The sequence below is a fragment of the Paenibacillus sp. 1781tsa1 genome, assembly GCF_024159265.1.
Taxonomy (GTDB): domain Bacteria; phylum Bacillota; class Bacilli; order Paenibacillales; family Paenibacillaceae; genus Paenibacillus.
Genome location: NZ_JAMYWY010000001.1, coordinates 444,525 through 463,979, shown reverse-complemented (window position 1 = coordinate 463,979; position 19,455 = coordinate 444,525). Strand labels below are relative to the sequence as shown.

Below are 19,455 nucleotides of genomic sequence, written 5' to 3'. Positions count from 1 at the left end.
TCAATCAAACTCCTTCTTCGTCCACTCGTCTTCCGGAATCGGCAGATCTTCACCCGAGAAGCGTTGTTCCTTGAACGGATCGGCAAAATGGTGGAACCCATTCACTTCCCAGAAGCCGTTACGGTCTTCGGTCATAAACTCCAGACCACGTATCCACTTGGCACTCTTCCAGAAGTAAAGTTGTGGCACAACCATACGCAGGGGAAAACCATGCTTGGGAGTAAGTGGCTCACCGTTATATTTGAATGCAAGCAATACGTCATCATGCATCAATTCTTCGAGCGGTACATTTGTTTCATAATCATGATCGGCATGGATCATGACGTATTTTGCCTCTGGCTTAACCCCCAGAAGTTTCACAAAATCGGAAAAGCGTATACCTTCCCACGGCGTATCGAATTTCGACCAACGGGTAACACAGTGAATATCACTCACCGTGTTCACCTGAGGCATCGCCTGCAACTCAGCCAGGGAGAACACCTTCTCTTCCTCCACTTCGCCGAATACCTTCAAGTCCCAGGTGGACAGGTCATATTCCGGCACTTCCCCTTCATGCAGAATCGGGAATTTCTCCGTCAGCATCTGTCCTGGCGGCAGCCGATCTCCGTGATCGTTACCTGTTTTGGGTGCCGGAGTTTTTCCTTTTTTCAAACGTTCAGCCTTGTTATGCATGTGGAATTCCTCCTTCTTTTACTGTCTCTAACATAGACATTCAGAATTAACGCGAGCTTCCGCCCGCTTTCAGTGCGTCCTGTGCATAGGTACGGTCTTTGAAAAAGAACATCGCGACCAGCGTCACAATATACGGCAGCATCAACGTGAAATGCGTTGGCAGGGAGAATCCTTGCAGACGAATACTCAATGCTTCCATGAAGCCAAACAGAACACTGGAGCCCATGACGCCAAGCGGATTCGCTTGCCCCAGCATCGTTGCCACCAGCGCGATAAAGCCACGACCAGCAGTCATACCTTCGGTAAACATCGTCACCTGACCAAGCGACAACTGCGCGCCAGCCAGAGCACACAATACGCCGCACATCAGAACGGCACCATACTGGATGCCCCGCACCTTAATCCCAATGCTCTGTGCTGCAATCGGGTTCTCCCCGACGGAGCGCAGGCGGAATCCGGATACACTTTTGAACAGATAGAATTGCAGTCCAATCACGAGCACAATACCGAGGTAGACCAATGGACTATGTCCCGATAATACATCGCCCACCCACGGGATGTCCTTGATTAGCGGAATATCCCACTTGGGAAGTCCCACCATGTCTTTGTCGTAGTATGCACCTTTTACATCAAAAATCGCACGCAGTGCAAAGGTCGTCACCCCCGCAGCCAGAAAATTCAGCGAGATCCCGACCACGATGGCGTTAGCCTTGAGATTAATGCTTATAAAGGCAAAGAGCGCCGAGAATAACATCACAATAATAATGGAAAAGAGTACAGCCAACAGCACATTGCCAAACAGATAATTACCGACAATGGCGGAGAACGCACCGATCAAAACCAGTCCCTCGAGACCCACGTTGAACAGACCGACACGGGAACATAAAGCCCCACCGAGCGCTGCAAGCAGGATTGGAGTCATAATCCGCAAGGTTGAGCCAAACATGGCTGCATCAAACAGTTGTTGCATTGGACTTTTTCTCCTTTCTCCGCTTCAGGAATGAATAACCGATCTGAGCTGATACAAATAACGTCAATACAGCCTGGATGACACTGCCGACTTCCAGCGGCACATCCGTATTCCGCTCCATCCCCATGGCACCTGTCTGTAACGCAGCGAGCAAAATGGCTGCCACAGCTGTACCAAGTGGATGCGAACGGGCAAGCAGCGTGGCCATAATGCCGCTCCATGCATAACTTGCCGATGACAACGAGCCATCAAGGAAACGGTACTGTGTACCGAGCACTTCCCCCGCACCTGCCAGTCCAGCAAGCCCACCACTAATGACCATGGACAGCATCATCATGCGAATGCGGCGAACACCGCCGTAGGTTGCAAAGGACGGGTTGCTGCCGAGCATGCGGATCTCGTAACCCGTCACCGTTTTGTGAGTGAACCAGTAGATCAGAATAGCTGCGACAATAGCAATGATGAAGCCGGCATGCAGTCCCATGCCTTGGAACAATTTCGGCAACCAGATACTCTGATCAATCATGGGTGTCTGAGCCATCGCTGCTGATCCAGTCCGATCCTTGAATGGGTAGGAGACCATGTATCCGCCAAAATAAATGGCAATATAGTTAAGTAGTAAGGTTGTGATCAATAGATTCATGCCGAAACGAGCATCCAGCCAACCTGCAAACAGAGACCAGAGTCCCCCGGCAATAATACCTGCTACAATCGCAGCAATACACACGAACCAGCCCGGACCTGGCAGATAAAGCGCCGTGAGCGCGGCACTGAGTCCGCCAAGAATCATCTGGCCTTCGGCTCCCATATTGAAAAATCCGGCACGGAATGCCAAGGCTACGCCAAGTCCCGCCAAGATGATCGGTGTGGAACGAGCCAACGTATTGGTGAAGAAGTAGAAGTTGCCGAAGGCCCCTTTCCACATCTCCGCATACGTATCCACCACATTACCGCCAACAATCAGAATCGCCACAGCCCCTGCAATCAGACCGATGAATACGGCAAGCAGCGGCTGTACGAGTCCGCGAAGTGTTTCTTTTACCCGATTCATATCCGCTCTTTCCCTCCTGCCATTAACAAGCTGATCTGTTCCTCAGTTGCTTCTTCTGCTCTCAGTTCTCCGGCAATTTCACCTTCATACATGACAATAATCCGATCAGATAATTGCAAAATCTCCGACAACTCCGATGAAATGAGCAGAATACCCGCACCTTCACTACGTTTGCGTAGCAATTCGGCATGAATCGTCTCCATTGCTCCGATATCCACACCACGAGTCGGTTCGGCTGCAATCAGAAACGGTGTATCCTGTGCGAATTCACGAGCGGCAATCAGCTTCTGCAAATTACCCCCGGACAGAAACTGTGCCTTGGTCTCCGCAGAACCCGTCTTGATGCTGAACTGTTTGATCCAGCTCTCTACCATCGTTTTTGCTGCTTTAGCTTTGATAATGCCCCGTGACTGCAAGCGATGATGATGTCCCATCAGCCCGTTCTCGCGAACACTCGCATCCTTAGCCGCTCCCCACATATAACGATCTTCCGGGATATGAGCAAGTCCATGCTCCCGAATGCGCCGTACAGGCCAATTGGTTGTATCCTGCCCGGAGAGCAAAACACGACCACTGTCCGCCTTACGCAGACCCGCAATCACTTGAATCAATTCAGACTGGCCGTTACCTGAGATGCCTGCTATGCCAACGACCTCACCTTTACGAACCTCCATATGGATCTCCTTGAGCGCCGAACGATCCTTCGCTCCGGACAGATTGACCCCTTCCACCTGAAGCACTGCTTCGGCAGGAACCGATGGCTGCTTGTCCATACGCACAAGTTCACGACCAACCATCAGTCGGGACAATTCCTCCACATGTGTATCCTTAGCTTCCAGCGTACCTGTCACCTGACCATCCCGAAGCACCGTGATTCGGTCAGCTACATCCATGACTTCTTGCAGCTTGTGCGTGATTAGTACAAAGGTTTTGCCCAGCTTGGCGAGTGATTTCATGTTCGCCAGCAGTTCCTTCACTTCCAGCGGTGTCAGTACCGCCGAAGGTTCATCCAATATAATGATGTCTGCGCCCTGATGCAGCACCTTGAGAATTTCAACACGCTGCTGCATGCCAAGCGGGCACTCGGACACTTTTTTCCACGGGTCAACCGGCATGCCATATTGTCTGCCAAGCTCATTCACCTGGGCCGCTGCTTTTTTACGGTCAAATGCACCTGCCTTCGCCGGTTCGCGCCCAATCACGATGTTCTCCGCCACCGTAAAGGAAGGGAACAGCATGAAATGCTGGTGCACCATGCCGATGCCACTTGCCATCGCATGGGACGGCGTAGCGAAGCTCACTTCGCGTCCACGGACTTTGATTGTTCCTGTCGTAGGCTGTTCCATACCGTACAGCATACGCATCAAGGTTGTTTTACCGGCCCCGTTCTCACCCACAAGGGCATGAATCTCTCCCTCACGCAAATTAAAACGGATGTCACGGTTAGCGGTGAAGCCGCCGTATTTCTTCGTAATGTGCTCCATCTCCAACAGCATATCTCGCGTTCGCTCCCCTCAGTTCAACTTAAAAAGGTTACACTCGCCACTACGATGACAGAACAACCTTCCGATCGCCGTTATCCCCTGATTTTTTTGATTCCCCTTTGACACGGGAAAATCCGGTGATAAATGCGAACGCGTTGCTTCCTCAGGTCATTTCTGTCCTCTTCGTTATCGTGTAAACGATAAGTTGAACATATACTGGTCATTTAATAGCAGCAAAACCGGCTGCCTGATCGGGCAGCCGGCTGATCATTTCCATCACTCATTCATTGTAAAGAACATTCAAAACTATTGTTGCAATGGATCTTTGACTACGATTTTACCGGATACGATATCATCCTTGATTGCTTTCACTTTGTCGATCACTTCTTGTCCAACAAAAGCATTCAGCGGGGATTCGCTATCACGTGTAACGTAAGTCAGGCCTACACCGTCTTCTTTCAAGCCGTAGTTCACTGCACCTGCTTTGAAATTACCTTCCACAAAATCTTTTACAGTCTCATAAGCAACCGTATCGGTTGATTTCAATTGAGACAATACGATATGTTCCGGATCTTCAACGGTACGGTCCGTATCCTGACCTGAAGTGTAGAAGCCTTTTTCTTTTGCTGCTTCGAACACACCAAGATCACCTACAGCGGATGCGCCAGCGATGAAGTCAGCGCCTTTGCCGAATTGTACGAGTGCCAATTCTTTTGCTTTGGCCGGGTCATTAAATCCACCTACATAGTTCACGAGGAATTCTGCATCCGGATTCACGGATTCCAATCCCGCTTTGAAACCTTCTGTATATTTCTTGATCAATGGTACGTCCATTGCTGCGATCATGCCGACTTTGTCTGTTTTGGTGGACAATCCAGCAGCTGCACCGAGCAGGTACGCCCCTTCATATTCACGGAAACCAACGCTACGTACGTTAGGCAGATCCACGGTTGTATCTACAATCGCAAAGGACTTGTCCGGATTTTCTGCAGCGACTTTCTTCAATGCATCTTCTGCCTGGAAAGTTGCTGTAATAATCAGATCATAATTCTCGGCAACCGCAGCACGCAGATTTTGTTCAAATGCTGCCGGGTCTGTCGATTCAATCGTCTTGGTGTCTACTTTGAATTCTTCGCCTGCTTTTTTGAAGCCTTCATCCATCTGTACAAAGAAAGGGTTAACCCCTATTTTTTCGGGAAGTACGAGGGCCATCCGAAGAGATTTCTCCGAATCACTGCCTTGGGCGGATTGTTCGTCTTTGGAAGCCGAATTCCCACAAGCTGCCAACAAAATAGCCAACATGATGATTGATAAGACGAACGATAAACCTCTTTTCATTTTGAAAATACCCCTTTTCAATATTCTTTTTTCTTATCCTAGCGGATACTGTCGATCCTTGTCAATAAATCTTTGAGCGTATACACTCAATTAGAATATATTTGATGATTTGCTTTCTACCAAGCTTTGGAAACCGCTTTATAGCAAGCTTTTTTTCCGTTGACATCCAGCGCGTCTCCGTGCTAAAGTCAATCCAATTATTCTATTCTGATAGGAATTGTCAGAATTATAACCCAAAGCTGATCATTTTCCAACCCATTTTAAGGAGGCTATTCATTTGAAAAAAATCACCCAGATCACGTTGGCGGCCCTACTCGCCGCTCCGGTAACACTCGGCAGCCTTAGCTTGCCCACTTCTGCTTCTGCAGCATCTGCAGCTCCGGCTAAACCCACCACCTCACAAAGTGTCAAAGGACCGGTAGCTCAGGCGCCAGTTGCTTACACGGAAAGCGCAGCGGATTTTGCTCAATTCTTGCAAGCGAAATACAACATTCAATTGCCGCAACAGATGACCAAAGGTGATTTCATTCAAGCCATTGCAGCCATCACGGAAACAACTCAAGCAAGTGCCACTGAAGCCAAAGCCCCTGTCTTTACCGATCTGTCTTCTGGTGATTCTTCATATGATGCTGCCGTATCCTTATACAATAATGGGGTTCTTACGGGTACAGAAGTACGCGCCAAGGATCAACTGAGCACTTATGCGGCGATCTTCATCGCGGTGAAAGCAGCCGGATTCAAGGAACTCGCTTATACATATCCCACAGAGAAAACGGCCAAAGCACTTGCCAAAGTTGGCATTAACCCGAACCGTGTTCAGGGACAAGCCGCACAAGAACTGGCTGCCGCGATCGATACAGGCCTGATTCCCGAAAATCTGTACCCCGCTCTTCTTAAGGGTGGCGTAGCAAGTAAAGATTTCGCTAATACTTTGCTTGGACGCGTACTGGTCAGTCAAGGGAAATACAAACATGAGATTGGACGTTCTGGCGATGCGGACATCTATTCCAAACTATATGCCGCATATCGCACAGCAGATCTGATCGAATCACCTGAGCTGAGAAAGATTGTGGATCAGGCCCTGCGAGATGATCTCGTCACAGGTTACAATCTGAAGGATAGCCGCTTTGATTCCAACTTTATCGATGAACTGACACTTACATACGGCCACGATAACATTCAACATGCTGTACAGTTGGTTGGTTTGCTTCGTAGCGAAGGCATTGACGCCGATGTACAATTCCAGCCGAAGACATCTGCCTTCATTTATTTGAAGGAATGGGGCGAGCCGAAGGAAACACCAGACTATAAAGTGACACAGATTGAGAACGGAAACTATATTGCTTCTGCGAAGGAATATGATATTCAGTTCGAGTTCAACAATGTGGCAGACAAAGTCCGCTTCAATGATATTGTTCTGAAATATGCCAAGAAGAACAGTGACAGTACATCTCCATTGATTCTCAGTTCCTGGTGGCAACCACTTTATTACTCACCAACGGCATTGGCCAGCTATCCGGTCATTTCCAATAATAAGATCGCGCTTGGCAATTACTATGCTCAGTCCTTCTCTCTGAAGGAAAATGCCAAATCCATCCGGGAAGGTTTCCTGAAACTCGCTCCTGATGCGGACATTACAACATATGACTTCTGGGTGGATCAGCCTTTCTTCAACTATCTGAACGGTGGTTCCGAATAAAATAAATTCCATTTCCAACCGTATTAAAGCTCGTATTTTGCCATTATAAGTAACCGTCTTTACTGAATTCATCAGGGTTTTCGACCCCTTGATTCGTAAAGACGGTTTTTTGTTCAGCATTCTGCAAATTTCTTCTAAAAAATCATTTTTCTCTTGCAGGAATTACCAATATCAGGTCGAATCATATTATGTACACAAACACGCAATCACATTGCATATCTCCGCACGAACAGGAGTTACTCATGGTATATGACGGTATTTTACTCGGCTTGATTGTTGGATTCTTTCGAGGCGGGCTGCGACATGGGCTCCATCAGTTTGCAGCACTCAAGTTGCGAAGTGGCTGGATTTTCCCTGTACTGCTGCTAATCCAGTTCTTTATTTTCTATCTGCAGGAACGATTCGAATGGGTGGCATCTATTAATGGTTATCTCTTTGCTGCCGTCTACATTACAGGACTCGCATTTTTGTGGCTCAATAGGCACCACACCGGTTTTATGCTCATCTGGATTGGTGTGTTTCTCAATTTTGCCGTGATGGCTGCCAACGGTGGTCGCATGCCAGTTTCTGTGGAAGCCTCTGCTGTATTGGGACCCTATTATGTAGACATGCTCCGGGAAGGCGGAGCAGTATCAAAGCATTTTATGATGGATGCATCTACAAATCTGCCTTTTCTCGGTGATATCATCCCACTCTCCAGCCCTTATCCACGAACTCAAGTTATCAGCATCGGTGATGTGGTCATGAACGTTGGCATATTCCTTTTTATCCAGTACATGATGGTGAACCGGGAAAAAAAGGCTGTGCAACCTGCTAAAACTTATCAGGCTTAAAGAGAATCAGGTAGACTCCAAGGAAGGGAGGTCTTCTCCATGAAAAAATTTGAAGGTGTGAAATATTCCCGCATTGTCATCAACGCAATCATCGTGGCTTCTGTCGTTGTAGCATTAACTTCGGGATACAAGCTGGGCGGCTAGTATCCATACCGCCAAACAAGACAAACAGGCTGCCAGCGGCCTGTTTTTTCTTTCTGGATTTTTGTCAGGCAAATTGGTATGTTAAACATCTATATAATATACCCCCATACAAGAACACCAATTATATACACATCAAGAGTAGACTAAACCCAAGCAGGAGATTTTTTATGAACTTTATTCGTAACCTTATCCATAAGGCAGATCGAAGCAGTCTGTATGTTATTTTGCTTAGCTGTACCGGGATCGGTGTTTTTCTGTACATGAACAAGTGGTCTTACCTTCATCTAACCACGGCGGATTGGGTCATGGTCTACACCATGCTGGGCGCGGCGTTAATCCTGGATTATTTCACATTCCAGATTCCACCCAAAGGCAATCAGCAATCCATGGATTCATCGGTATACCTTGCCTGCATATTCATGTTTGGCGGAGCTTTCAGTTTATCTGTACTGCTCCCTGTCTCCATCATCCTGTTAGTCAAAGAGCGAAAGCTCACCTGGTGGAAACACATTGTCAATTTCAGCATCTACAGTCTCATGATTACGGGAGCAGCTGCTGTGTTTGAGTGGACTGGCGGGCAATCGGGAACGCTGGACGGCTATAATCTGCTTCCTTATTTTGCAGCGCTTGCAGCCTACTTCATCATCAACACGATCACACTTGGCCTATTCTTTCATTTCTCAACGAAGGATGCATTACAGCAGATGAAGCGGGCATTCGTTACCGAATCCCTGCTGGTTTATTTATGTACGCTGATTCTGGCGCTTGTCCTGACGATCTTGGTCGTGCACAATGGCGTGCTCGGTCTGTTGTTGTATCTGAGTCTCAGTATTCTGCTCTCTCATGCATTCAAGCAGTTGTTTGTCATGTATCAGACCATTGAGGAGAAAGCTAACACGGATCAACGCACAGGTCTGTTCAACCATAGTTATTTTGAAAGTATGTTGGAAAATGAGCTGACTACCGCTCGTACGCAGGGAACACCGCTCTGTCTTGGACTGATTGATATCGATGATTTCAAAAAGTATAACGATCGGTTTGGCCACCTCCAAGGCGACAGTCTGCTGGCCCTGCTGGGGGATTTTCTGATGCGAAAGACGGAAGGTACACCTGTTACGGCCTTTCGTTATGGAGGGGAAGAGTTCACGCTGCTCATGCCAGGAATGGAATTGGACGAATCCTACAAGTTTATGAATAAGCTGCGCAAACAACTTAATGACACGCCGTTTGAAGGCGTTGAAGTGTTTCCACACGGTTGTCTCTCCTTCTCGGGTGGCGTCGCCCCCTATCAGGTGGATATGTATAACAAATCCCAACTCGTAGATCAGGCGGATAAAGCACTGTATTATGCGAAGAAACAGGGCAAAAACAACGTACACCGCCACGGAAGCAACGATGGTATGGAACACGAGATTGATCTGGTACAGGACGTTCGTGACATCGAGCAACAGCTCAATCTGTTCAGATACAAGGATATGGATACGTTTAAACATTCCAAACGGGTCTACAAATACGCACTGGATATCAGTGAATTGCTCGCTCTGGACAATGCGGAGAAACGCCGTTTCGTGCTGGGAGCACTGATTCATGACATCGGCAAACTGGAGATTCCCTGGTCGATTCTGAACAAGAAGGACAAGCTCACCGCAGAAGAATGGGAAACGATCAAGGGACATGTCACCTGGGGCAAAAAAATGGTCATCACGAACGATCGCTTCGCCGATCTGATTCCGTATATTGAACTTCACCACGAGCGCTATGATGGCAAGGGCTATCCTTACGGCCTAAAGGGTAACGAGATTCCCCGGCTGTGCCGGATGCTGACCGTGATTGACTCCTTTGATGCCATGACGACAGAGCGGCCGTATCAGGAGACCAAGAACGTCGAGGAAGCTATTCGGGAGCTGCGCGCATGTTCGGGTTCACAGTTCGATCCAGAGCTTGCCGAGTTATTCATTCGATATATTGAGAAAAGAACCGCTCAGCAACAGTTGCTGTAAGATAAATGAAGCTTTCTATGCATGCTCTTAAAAAGTCAAAGCGCTATCCCCGGTCTGATCGGAGATAGCGCCATTTTCATTTTCATGGAATGAATCGTACACCAGACATCTTCATTCTCGTGCAGATTCTACATTAAGATTTGGTATTCAGTTCATGTGAGGTCTGATGCAGCTCTTTGATCATCTGCTGCAAAAACATGTTGTCTTGGCGACTGATACCGTGCTGATTGTCTTGAACAAGCATCTGGTGAATGTTCTTTTTGAGCAATTCACTGCGACGTTCCAATACTTCTTGACTCATGTTGTTGCTTCACTCCTTAACATGTTTTGTAATGAATTCACGTTCTATATAAGTATAGAGGACCTTCTCCAATAGGGAAAACGGACTCAGCCTTCCTCAGCTGTTCACACCAACCCTCACCTAGCGTGACAACATTTCACCCCTTGTCGTTCTTAGATATCCTTCTAAATACTCCCTGATCCTCCCCAGCTTTCTCCAAAGACACAGACTAGGGTCTTGGACAAGCTTGCGTTATAATGGTCCCATCCCTGTGTAAATAAATTACCTTATTAAGCTAATCCTAGATCAAAGGAGTTCTGCATTCATGTCCTATAAACAAATCAAATGGATGATTCTGCTGATCCCCACATTCACGGTAGGCATCTGGGAATATATTCGCCATCAGTTTCTGATGCCGTACCTTTCGATGGATGCTGGAAACTGGCTAACGCCGGTCATCGTGTATCTCGTCAGTGTGACACTGCTCAGCCGATTGTTCTACATGCTCGAAGGTGCCAGGGCTGCTCTGGAGCAGGAACGCGCAGCGAAAGCAGCCCTGGAAGCTCGTGACCAATTGGCCCGGGAACTTCACGATGGCATATCTCAGTCTCTTTTCCTGCTGTCCGTGAAGACCGATAAAGCAGGTCGTAGTCTGGCAGGGAGCGGACATGAGCATGAGATCCATGAGATTCAAAAAACCGTGCATGAAGTCAATACATATGTAAGGCAAGCGATTGCCCAGTTGCGTTATGTTCCTTCCTCTACCGTATCAACAGAAACTATTTCACTGCATGCGCAGGTCGAAATGCTCGTGAAGGAAACCGTACCTGGTGCAAAGATTCATTGGGACCTGAGAGGTGTAGCGTTCTCTGCCAAGGAGCAAGTTGAACTGCTCGCCTGTATCCGGGAGGGTTTACTGAATGTACGCAAACATGCACAGGCTACCCACGTTCAGGTTCACGCGGAAGGTAACCCCATTGCCTGGTTCATTTATATTCAGGATAATGGGAACGGACTAAGTGGAGATCCTCTTCATCTGAAGGATCGGTACGGACTCCGAATTACGAAGGAACGTGCTGCCGAGATGGGTTGGTCTTTCACCCTCGATTCCAGACCGGGGCATACACGAATGACGATAGGAAAGGAGCATGCTTAATATGGAACATGTACGTGTATTGGTTGTTGATGATCATGCGCATGCGCGTGAAGCGATCTGTAGCATTTTATCCGAGGACAGCCTGTTTGAAGTGATTGGCACAGCTTCGAATGGACAGGAAGCGTTAGAGCTCACCGGACAATGGATGCCTGACCTGATCCTGATGGACGTGCAGATGCCGGAGATGGATGGGTTGGAAGCCACCCGTCAGATCAAGCTGCGATTCCCTTATGTTATTGTTGTTATGGTCACGGTATCGGATGATGTGACCTTCCTGTTCGAAGCACTGAAACAAGGTGCTCAAGGCTATTTGCTCAAAAATCTAACGCCTTCTACCTGGCTTGAATACCTGCGCGCCATCGTCAGCGACGATGCACCGCTCAGCAAGGAACTGGCCTACCGGATTTTGCAGGAATTTCCCGCACCACGCAGTGAAGATGTGCAAGATAATCCACTTACGGCGCGGGAGCTTGAGATTCTGCAATGGGTATCCGCAGGATATACCAATCGGGAGATCGCCGATCAACTCGGTATTTCAGACCAAACGGTGAAGAATCATCTTAAAAACATTTTGCAGAAGCTCCAGCTTGAAAACCGGGTACAACTCACCCGCTACGCGCTAGAGAGCGGGCTTGCGGGACGTAAGCTTCGGAAATAGCGCAGCTTCGTAGCCATATGTGAATGGTAGCATGAACGTATCGCACACCTATATGAGATTTGTAACATTAGACGAGATGGGTGCTCTGTACCATTCACATTCATGCTTTTGTCACAATTATGAAGACCAAATCGTTTTTTTATAGCCCAATGTAGTCATACGCAGTCATTTTGGACAAAGTTATAATGGAATAGATTGTGTTTAATGCGCCATGTATGACTACAAATCTATAACCTGAGGGTGATGATTTTTTGATTTTGACAAGCTTTACCCTGAAATGGGGCAAACGGCACTGGGCATTGGTCACCAGCCTGTTGCTTGTGTGCTGCCTTGTTATGCCACAGTGGGCATCTGCCCATGCTTATATTGTTAAGGCTTCGCCAGGAGAGAACGAGATACTCGTAACCGCTCCGGAGCGGTTGACGCTGGAGTTCAACGAATCCCTGCAGACGGCCTTTTATGATATTAAAATTACCGGGCCTGACGGTACTCAGGCAGATGACGAAACGGTACAGATCGATGCGAATCGACCTCATATTCTGGAGACTGGCCTGCGGGCTGAACTCGGGAACGGGACTTATGCCGTCAACTGGAAAGCTGTGTCTGCCGATGGACACCCGATTCAAGGCGCATATGTTTTCCATATCGGTGAACCATCCGGTTCTCCTGCCGGACTAAGTGATCTTACATCTGGTTCCGGTTCAACAGGTGGGCCGCTGAAATGGATCGTATCCCTGACAGACTGGATTCAGTATCTCGGATTGTCTGTCATCCTGGGGACACTTGCATTCTTGCTGCTGCGAATCGCACCGACATCCATGACAAGAGAGCCTATGGATGTTCTGGGTAGCTACAGATTGTTATGGATCAGCTATGCTGCCGCTTCCTTTGCCGCTCTGGTCAGCCTGCCACTAAATACGTTATATGAATCTGGTGTGGCTCTGAACGAACTAAGTTGGGGACTGATTGGGAGTGCACTCAAACTGACATCTTTTGGTCAGATCTGGATGTTACAGATGCTCATTATAATGCTATTGGCCGTCACGATTCTCTCCGGATATGATCGCGATCGATCCATCCGTGCTCGCATCTGGTCTTCTTACGGGTCACTCGTGCTCGTGCTTGGATGGCTGTTCACTCATGCCATGACAGGACATCCGGCTGCGGCGGATCAACGTGCTCTCGCGATTGCCATGGACTTCGTGCACCTGATCGGTGCCGCTTTCTGGATTGGTGCATTGACTGCCATGGCGATATGTCTGCCCCCACTCGCCGACAAGCTGCCTTCGAAGGTGCGAGGAGAAGTCTACTGGACTGCCATACGTAGATTCACCGCTTGGGGGATTGGCGCCGTAGCCGCTCTGGTCGCTACAGGAATATACAGCAGTCTGATTATTCTACCAGCACCTGTACTGACTTCCTTGTTCACTACAGCCTATGGCCTTGTCCTGATCGGCAAGATCGTCTTGCTGATTGTGATGGTTCTCTTAGCATGGCGTCATGCGCGACTCGCTAGAGCAGCAACGGGGAGCAGATTGTCTGGCAGCCTGAAAGCCGAGCTTGCTACTGGTGCTGTGATTCTTGCTCTTGCTGCCGTGCTGACACATCTGTCTCCAGGACAACCGACGGCAGTTGGACCGTATCAGGAGACAAAGACTACAGATGATGGCTCGGCGATCACACTTCAGGTGAGTCCCAATGTGACGGGAGAGAACCAATTTAAAGTTGATGTCAAACGTGCAGATGGCAGTATCGTTAATGATTTGGAACAGATCACGCTGTCACTCACACATCTGGACATGGATATGGGGATCTATGAGATCACCATTCCGAAAAACGACACCGGTGTGTACAAGGCTGAAGATTACATCTCCATGCCTGGACGTTGGAATATCAAGGTACACCTGTTAACCAAATCGCTGGATGCACTGGATGCCGAATTCGAGATCGACACCGCCAAGCCATAATTACACTACGTTGATATTGAAAAGTGACCCAATCTAAAATTAGTGTTTCTACAAACTGCAAATGTAGTGAAGGGAATGAAATTGATTCTGGAGAAGCGAAGCTAAAAGCTTTCTGATCTACACGAGAACGGAGAGGACAGAAATAGCGTGAAGAAGCGAAGCGTTCGCCTTTATCCCCGGATTTTACCCTTTAAGAAAAGGGAATCAAAAAAATCTGGGGATAACAGCGATCGGAAGGTTATTCTGTCATCGAAGTAGCAAGTGTAATCTGCTTTTAATCACTCGAAAGACCATTCGTAACCGAAACGGCCTTTGCAGAACGTAGACACTTATTTAAGAAAATGGGCCGAATCATATATGATAAGAACTGAGAGGGGTTATTTATTTTGAAGAAAACATCATGGATTTCCAAACTAACATCCACTATCGCAACAGGTACTGCAGCATTTATGCTATTTGCCGGATTCGCTAGCGCGCACGTTACTGTTAGCCCATCCGTTGCACAGACAAGCGCATGGCAGACGTACACGATTAAGATTCCATCCGAGAAAGATCTGCCTACAACCAAAATCACCATGAAAGTACCGGAAGGTGTGGCATTCAAGCAATATCAGCCACTGGCTGGCTGGAAAATCACCACCGAGAAGAACGACTCCAATGAAGTCACATCGATCACATGGGAAATTGAAGGAGATAACGAGGGTATTATCGCAGGACAATTCCAACAGTTCAACTTTGTTGCACAGAACCCGAAGACCGAAGCTGAAGTCGCTTGGGATGCCTTCCAATATTATAGCGATGGCAGCATCGTAGAATGGACAGGCCAACCAAGTGACGCCAACCCGCACAGTATCACGACGATTAGCGAAGATCCGGCAGCTGCCGGTAATGAGGCAGGTGGAGATCATCACAGTGCTGGTACAACAAACGACGGACATGATAGTGCAGGTACAGAAACAGGCACTGGTGATAACGCAGCTAACGACGATAGCAAAGCAAATGATGACACTACGCTGGGCGATGCACTTAATGACACCGTTACAGGTGAGCCGAATAACACAGATACAGACCCGGGTACATTGAAGCTTCAACAGGCAACATTGATTGTATCTATTCTGGCTCTGATCCTATCCTTCCTGGGAATCGCTCTGGCGACACGTCGCAAAAAACGCTAAGAACGATTGGCAGCATTCAATAACTTGAAATCGCAAAGAAGCCTATGGCGTACGGGATCAAACCCGATGGACCATAGGCTTCTTTTTGTCTATCCATGCTGATTGCCATCCGCAATATGGCATCAGCCAAACCACTCTTTAGCGTTCCTGATCCGTCTGGATCATAATTTCAATATATTGCAGCAAGCTTTTCTTCTGCTGTTCGATGGATTGAATCCGTCTGGACAGGCCCGCAAAAAACTCTTCAATCTGCTGCCTTGTATGATCAGCAGACTGCCCTTTCCAATCGTTCAGGCGACTGTATAGCGCCCTCGCTTCCTGTTCATCGGCTTGCAGACGGGCAAGCAGCTGTGTCAGTTCTTTTTCCGCAATCCGAAGATCATTCAATTCCACCAGCAATTGTCCACCCACTTGCGTTCCCTCCCCATGTACGTGATATGAACATGAACCAACCTGGTTCCTAATTAAAATGAACCGGACTTTCGTCCGCCTGCCGGAAGGCATCTGCTTTCTCATCGATAAAGTTCAGGAACTGGCTGGTATGTTTCATATGCCATGTGCTAAGTTCTTGAATCGACGCGTCCAGTTGGGTAACAATGGGCTCCAGCCTGCGACTACGGCTTGTATGCAGGTATTGAGCCATGCGGCTTCGTACCTGATTCAGCTCGGCATTGCATTGCTGTGCATTTTGCTTCCACCGGGAGGCGACACTTTTCAGTTCTTCGGGCGTTACCTGAATCAAACCGGAAGCTCCTGCCCCCAGAGCCATACCGCCGCCAGACCTGGAACCTAACGGACCGAAGTTCTTGCTGAACGGTCCCATGTGATCCATAAGGCGTGGTGAATAGCGGACTCTCTCTCCAGTAATTGGATCGTACAGGTCATTGGATATGTAACCATTTTTAAAATCATATTGATCCAGACTGTGATAGTTCTCTCCACCAAATGAGTTCTTGGCTTTATCAATAATGCCCACTCCATCGTTTGCATCCTCATAATTGGAATTAATGTAGTACGTCGATCCCACATGCCGATCATATCCGCCCAACGTTCCGCTGGCTACCAGATCACTAGGATTGGCATAGTTCACGACCTGCCCGTCAAACTCACCCGATTCAGCCCGGCGCCGCATCTCTGGCGTCAAATTCCCCATTACGGATGGTGCACTAAACGTCACGGCTGGAATTCCGGTATATGCAGATGCATACTGCGCATTTCCCCCGCCCAAGGAATGTCCGGTCATCGAGAAATTCAGATCCTTATGCTTGTTCTGCATGTGATTTGCGTAGTCTTCTGATTGATACATCTGATTGGCCCAGCCTGTAGGGGAAACGGTTTTTTCAATATCTTTTACGCGATCACCGGTCCAGTTCTCCACGTCTCTTACCCTGTCACCAGCCCAATTCTCCACTTTGGATATACCCGTAAAATCCTTGACGCCTTGGACCCCTTTGTCGAGCCAATCCGGCGTAAGATTATCAACAAAATTCCCGGCCTCCTGCTGACCCTTGCGAATCAACTCTCCGCCCCCAATACGGCCATCCATGACAAAGTCTGGTACCGAACGATCCAGGGACGCACTTCCTTCTGTACCACGATAAGCAATGACGGCTTCCTTGGTCTCGGGATTATAAAATGTTACAGCATCAAAACCGGAAAGTTTGTTACTTTCCGTCCCTTCAAGGACCTCCCATCCGGGAAGTTCCGTTAATTTGTCTCCAGCCTTTTGATCCTGATAGGCCAGATCAGACATCGTTTTATACGTTTCATCATCAATGTTGGACCCGTTACTCAATAACTACACCTCCCTTTATTTAGCGTATGGATCATGTCCCTTGGCCATCATCACTTCTTCAATCTCAGGGCTAATGACCAGGTTCTTGGTCACCTTCTTTTTGTAGTCATACGAAATGCCAAAACTCTGATCTTCGTGATCTTTCACATGGCCTTTAAGCCCGATCTGGGACACTGCCATCTCCGGCAACAACTCTTTGCTTGTAATCACAACATCCAGCTCAAACTTCTGCTTGAAGTGCTGAATTACGGTTGCCTCAGCTTCTTGGTATAGCGCTTCCTTCTCACTTGCATTCATGTTCTGACAACCTCCCAGAAATATAGTAAACACCATCATTAGTGTGAATAAACCCTTCAACCATCCTGCACGTTTAATACGGATCCCTCCTCTTGGTAGAATCGAGGCGTTCACTAGATGTGAAGTACACCCTATTCATCTGTTACCTGCATCATAGTACAAAATCAACATGAGCCATATCGGCTAACAGGATCGTTTTCATGTAACTTTCTTCCTATATGATTCATCCAGAGCACTTTGGTGTACATTACCCCGTTTCCTAATTCTTGCATCAAATACATGCGATTTTTCCCATGCACGACAAAAAGAGCCTGCTCTTTGTAAGAGCGGCCCTTCTTTTTGCCATAATTCACTGTTACTATTCAAGCACCATCCGCAGAGCGGTCAGCGCAATCCCGATAATAAATCCGGTAACGGCTCCGTTGATCCGAATCCATTGTAAATCCTGCCCCACCTTATCCTCAATCATCGAGATCAAGGAGGCATTATCCATTTTGTCTACATTTTCGCGCACGAGGTTACCGATTTTGGAGTGATTTTTCTCCAGCAGTGTTGTAACGCCATCTACGATCTTGGCATTCATGCTTGTCATCAACACGTGATCTGCCCGCAGATCAACCAATACCCGCTCAATGGCAGGCAGTGCATACGTATCTACATACTGTCCATCTTCCATCGCGGCGAGCGCCTTGTCTCTTAGTTCCGTGAGTTTGTTCAGCACCGTTTCCTCAGCGTTCCAACTCTCCAGCATATTGTTCTTCCAGCTGTTGATTCCATCTTGCATAGCCTCACTCATCGCCAGACGCACTGTCTGGGTACGTACCATATCAAGCACTTTGTACCTTAGAGCGCTGCCTTCACGTTTCATGTCCTCTACCCGATCGAAGAGATATCCTTGCAAAATGCCACCCAGACGCTCCTCGTTCATATAACCAAGGAACGCATTCATCGCAAACTGCATCAATCCGTTCATTTGAATGCCGCTGATCGCTTTCATTCCGCTTTCACCCAAAAACATCACCGTCTCGGGTTTAACCAGCCACTCCTCGGCTTGCTTCAGTCCATAGTCCAGTGCTTTGGCATCGTAACCCCGCTCTGTCATCTGATGAGCAGCCCGTTCCAGAATCGGACCCAGATCAAACGCCCCCGCCTGTGACTTGATCTCAGCTGCTACGAGTGGAGCAATCTGCTCTAACGGCAGACCAGCCAGAATTCGTTTGCAGAGCGTATCAATCATGGTCTTGATCCCGTCATTGTGAAGCTCACGTGTCAACGTATCGAGCACCGTCTCTGCTGCTTTGAAATCTGCAATTTTCTCGGTAATGCTGTCTTTGTTGAGCAGGTTATTCTCTACTGCGGAGACCAGTCCTTCCGTCATTTTATCCCGATTTTTCGGCAGCAATGCCGTATGCGGAATTGGAATACCGAGCGGGTGACGGAATAGTGCGGTAACTGCGAACCAGTCCGCAAGTCCACCCACAAGTCCCGCTTCAAACGATCCTACCAGCAACTTGCCCACGGGAACGCCCTGGAACGGCAAGGATGCAGCAAATCCCGCTCCCATCACCACGAGAGACCAGGCTGCTGCTTTTTTGGTTTGTTTAGGTTTAGCCATTGTATTCTTGCTCCTTTATCATTAAATCGCACGGCCCGGCCTGTACCCGATTCCGCACTTCGTCTGTTCTTATGTAAACTCTCCAATAGCAAAGTCTTAACTTCCATATATCGTATACTTCATCTTATCACCCACAAGCGTCAAAACCAAACCTCTGCTTGGCGAAAAAGGACATTTGTTGTGTTTACGTCGTAAAACGGACCGCTCCCTTTTCCTATACCAGGAATAATTTAGTATAATCAATCATAACGGCCCTTTGATATCGATTGGCTGCTGAACAGCAGGGTAATTACATAGTGGAACAATGAATCAATCAGAGGA

Annotated in this window: 17 protein-coding genes; 7 read left to right on the top strand and 10 right to left on the bottom strand. The window is 48.0% G+C overall.

The genetic code is table 11. The features are described 5' to 3' along the window. The 5 genes from NKT06_RS02210 to NKT06_RS02190 all read right to left on the bottom strand — a co-directional run bounded on the left by NKT06_RS02210 (position 1) and on the right by NKT06_RS02190 (position 5,515). On the bottom strand, positions 1-672 hold the full coding sequence (locus NKT06_RS02210; RefSeq protein ID WP_253429404.1) for a sulfite oxidase-like oxidoreductase: 672 nt from the start codon (positions 670-672) through the stop codon (positions 1-3). Between the two features lie 46 nt (positions 673-718). Next, on the bottom strand, positions 719-1,642 hold the full coding sequence (locus NKT06_RS02205) for an ABC transporter permease (RefSeq protein WP_076332630.1): 924 nt from the start codon (positions 1,640-1,642) through the stop codon (positions 719-721). Then, positions 1,626-2,693: an ABC transporter permease gene (locus NKT06_RS02200; protein WP_253429402.1), complete on the bottom strand. Its 1,068-nt coding sequence runs from the start codon at positions 2,691-2,693 to the stop codon at positions 1,626-1,628. Before NKT06_RS02200 ends, NKT06_RS02205 begins: the two co-directional genes overlap by 17 nt. After that, complete coding sequence (locus NKT06_RS02195; RefSeq protein WP_253429400.1) at positions 2,690-4,189, bottom strand: ABC transporter ATP-binding protein; 1,500 nt, start codon at positions 4,187-4,189, stop codon at positions 2,690-2,692. The genes NKT06_RS02200 and NKT06_RS02195 overlap by 4 nt, the downstream gene beginning before the upstream one ends. Before the next feature lie 294 nt (positions 4,190-4,483). Next, positions 4,484-5,515 (bottom strand): BMP family lipoprotein, encoded by a 1,032-nt coding sequence (locus NKT06_RS02190; RefSeq protein ID WP_017691014.1) that lies wholly within the window; start codon positions 5,513-5,515, stop codon positions 4,484-4,486. 277 nt (positions 5,516-5,792) lie between these two features. On the opposite strand from NKT06_RS02190, the gene NKT06_RS02185 reads away from it, so the two are divergent. From NKT06_RS02185 to NKT06_RS02175, 3 genes are all read left to right on the top strand, one after another. Beyond that, positions 5,793-7,214 carry a hypothetical protein gene (locus tag NKT06_RS02185; RefSeq protein ID WP_253429398.1) on the top strand — a complete coding sequence of 474 codons (1,422 nt, stop codon included), beginning with the start codon at positions 5,793-5,795 and terminating at the stop codon, positions 7,212-7,214. Between the two features lie 242 nt (positions 7,215-7,456). Further along, the gene (locus tag NKT06_RS02180; protein WP_253429396.1) at positions 7,457-8,047 is read left to right on the top strand and encodes a DUF5317 domain-containing protein; all 591 of its coding nucleotides are present in this window, start codon (positions 7,457-7,459) and stop codon (positions 8,045-8,047) included. A 311-nt stretch (positions 8,048-8,358) separates the two neighbouring features. Then, complete coding sequence (locus tag NKT06_RS02175; protein WP_253429394.1) at positions 8,359-10,191, top strand: bifunctional diguanylate cyclase/phosphohydrolase; 1,833 nt, start codon at positions 8,359-8,361, stop codon at positions 10,189-10,191. A 133-nt stretch (positions 10,192-10,324) separates the two neighbouring features. On the opposite strand, the gene NKT06_RS02170 is transcribed toward NKT06_RS02175, so the two are convergent. Further along, entirely contained in the window at positions 10,325-10,492 is a 168-nt protein-coding gene (locus tag NKT06_RS02170; RefSeq protein WP_017691019.1) for a hypothetical protein, read from the bottom strand. 304 nt (positions 10,493-10,796) lie between these two features. On the opposite strand from NKT06_RS02170, the gene NKT06_RS02165 reads away from it, so the two are divergent. From NKT06_RS02165 to NKT06_RS02150, 4 genes are all read left to right on the top strand, one after another. After that, the gene (locus NKT06_RS02165) at positions 10,797-11,627 is read left to right on the top strand and encodes a sensor histidine kinase (RefSeq protein ID WP_253429392.1); all 831 of its coding nucleotides are present in this window, start codon (positions 10,797-10,799) and stop codon (positions 11,625-11,627) included. A 1-nt stretch (position 11,628) separates the two neighbouring features. Next, on the top strand, positions 11,629-12,285 hold the full coding sequence (locus tag NKT06_RS02160; protein ID WP_150365287.1) for a response regulator: 657 nt from the start codon (positions 11,629-11,631) through the stop codon (positions 12,283-12,285). Positions 12,286-12,536: 251 nt separating this feature from the next. Then, positions 12,537-14,252, top strand: coding sequence for a copper resistance CopC/CopD family protein (locus NKT06_RS02155; protein WP_253429389.1), 1,716 nt, complete (start codon positions 12,537-12,539; stop codon positions 14,250-14,252). 386 nt (positions 14,253-14,638) lie between these two features. After that, on the top strand, positions 14,639-15,427 hold the full coding sequence (locus tag NKT06_RS02150) for a YcnI family copper-binding membrane protein (RefSeq protein WP_253429387.1): 789 nt from the start codon (positions 14,639-14,641) through the stop codon (positions 15,425-15,427). A gap of 138 nt (positions 15,428-15,565) precedes the next feature. Here NKT06_RS02150 and NKT06_RS02145 read toward each other — a convergent pair whose 3' ends face one another. From NKT06_RS02145 to NKT06_RS02130, 4 genes are all read right to left on the bottom strand, one after another. Further along, complete coding sequence (locus NKT06_RS02145) at positions 15,566-15,838, bottom strand: hypothetical protein (protein WP_017691024.1); 273 nt, start codon at positions 15,836-15,838, stop codon at positions 15,566-15,568. A gap of 49 nt (positions 15,839-15,887) precedes the next feature. Next, complete coding sequence (locus NKT06_RS02140; RefSeq protein ID WP_483311606.1) at positions 15,888-17,180, bottom strand: Tle-like phospholipase domain-containing protein; 1,293 nt, start codon at positions 17,178-17,180, stop codon at positions 15,888-15,890. Positions 17,181-17,237: 57 nt separating this feature from the next. Further along, positions 17,238-17,519, bottom strand: coding sequence for a hypothetical protein (locus tag NKT06_RS02135; RefSeq protein ID WP_253429381.1), 282 nt, complete (start codon positions 17,517-17,519; stop codon positions 17,238-17,240). Between the two features lie 358 nt (positions 17,520-17,877). Beyond that, complete coding sequence (locus NKT06_RS02130; protein ID WP_253429379.1) at positions 17,878-19,134, bottom strand: DUF445 domain-containing protein; 1,257 nt, start codon at positions 19,132-19,134, stop codon at positions 17,878-17,880. Positions 19,135-19,455: the final 321 nt, after the last annotated feature.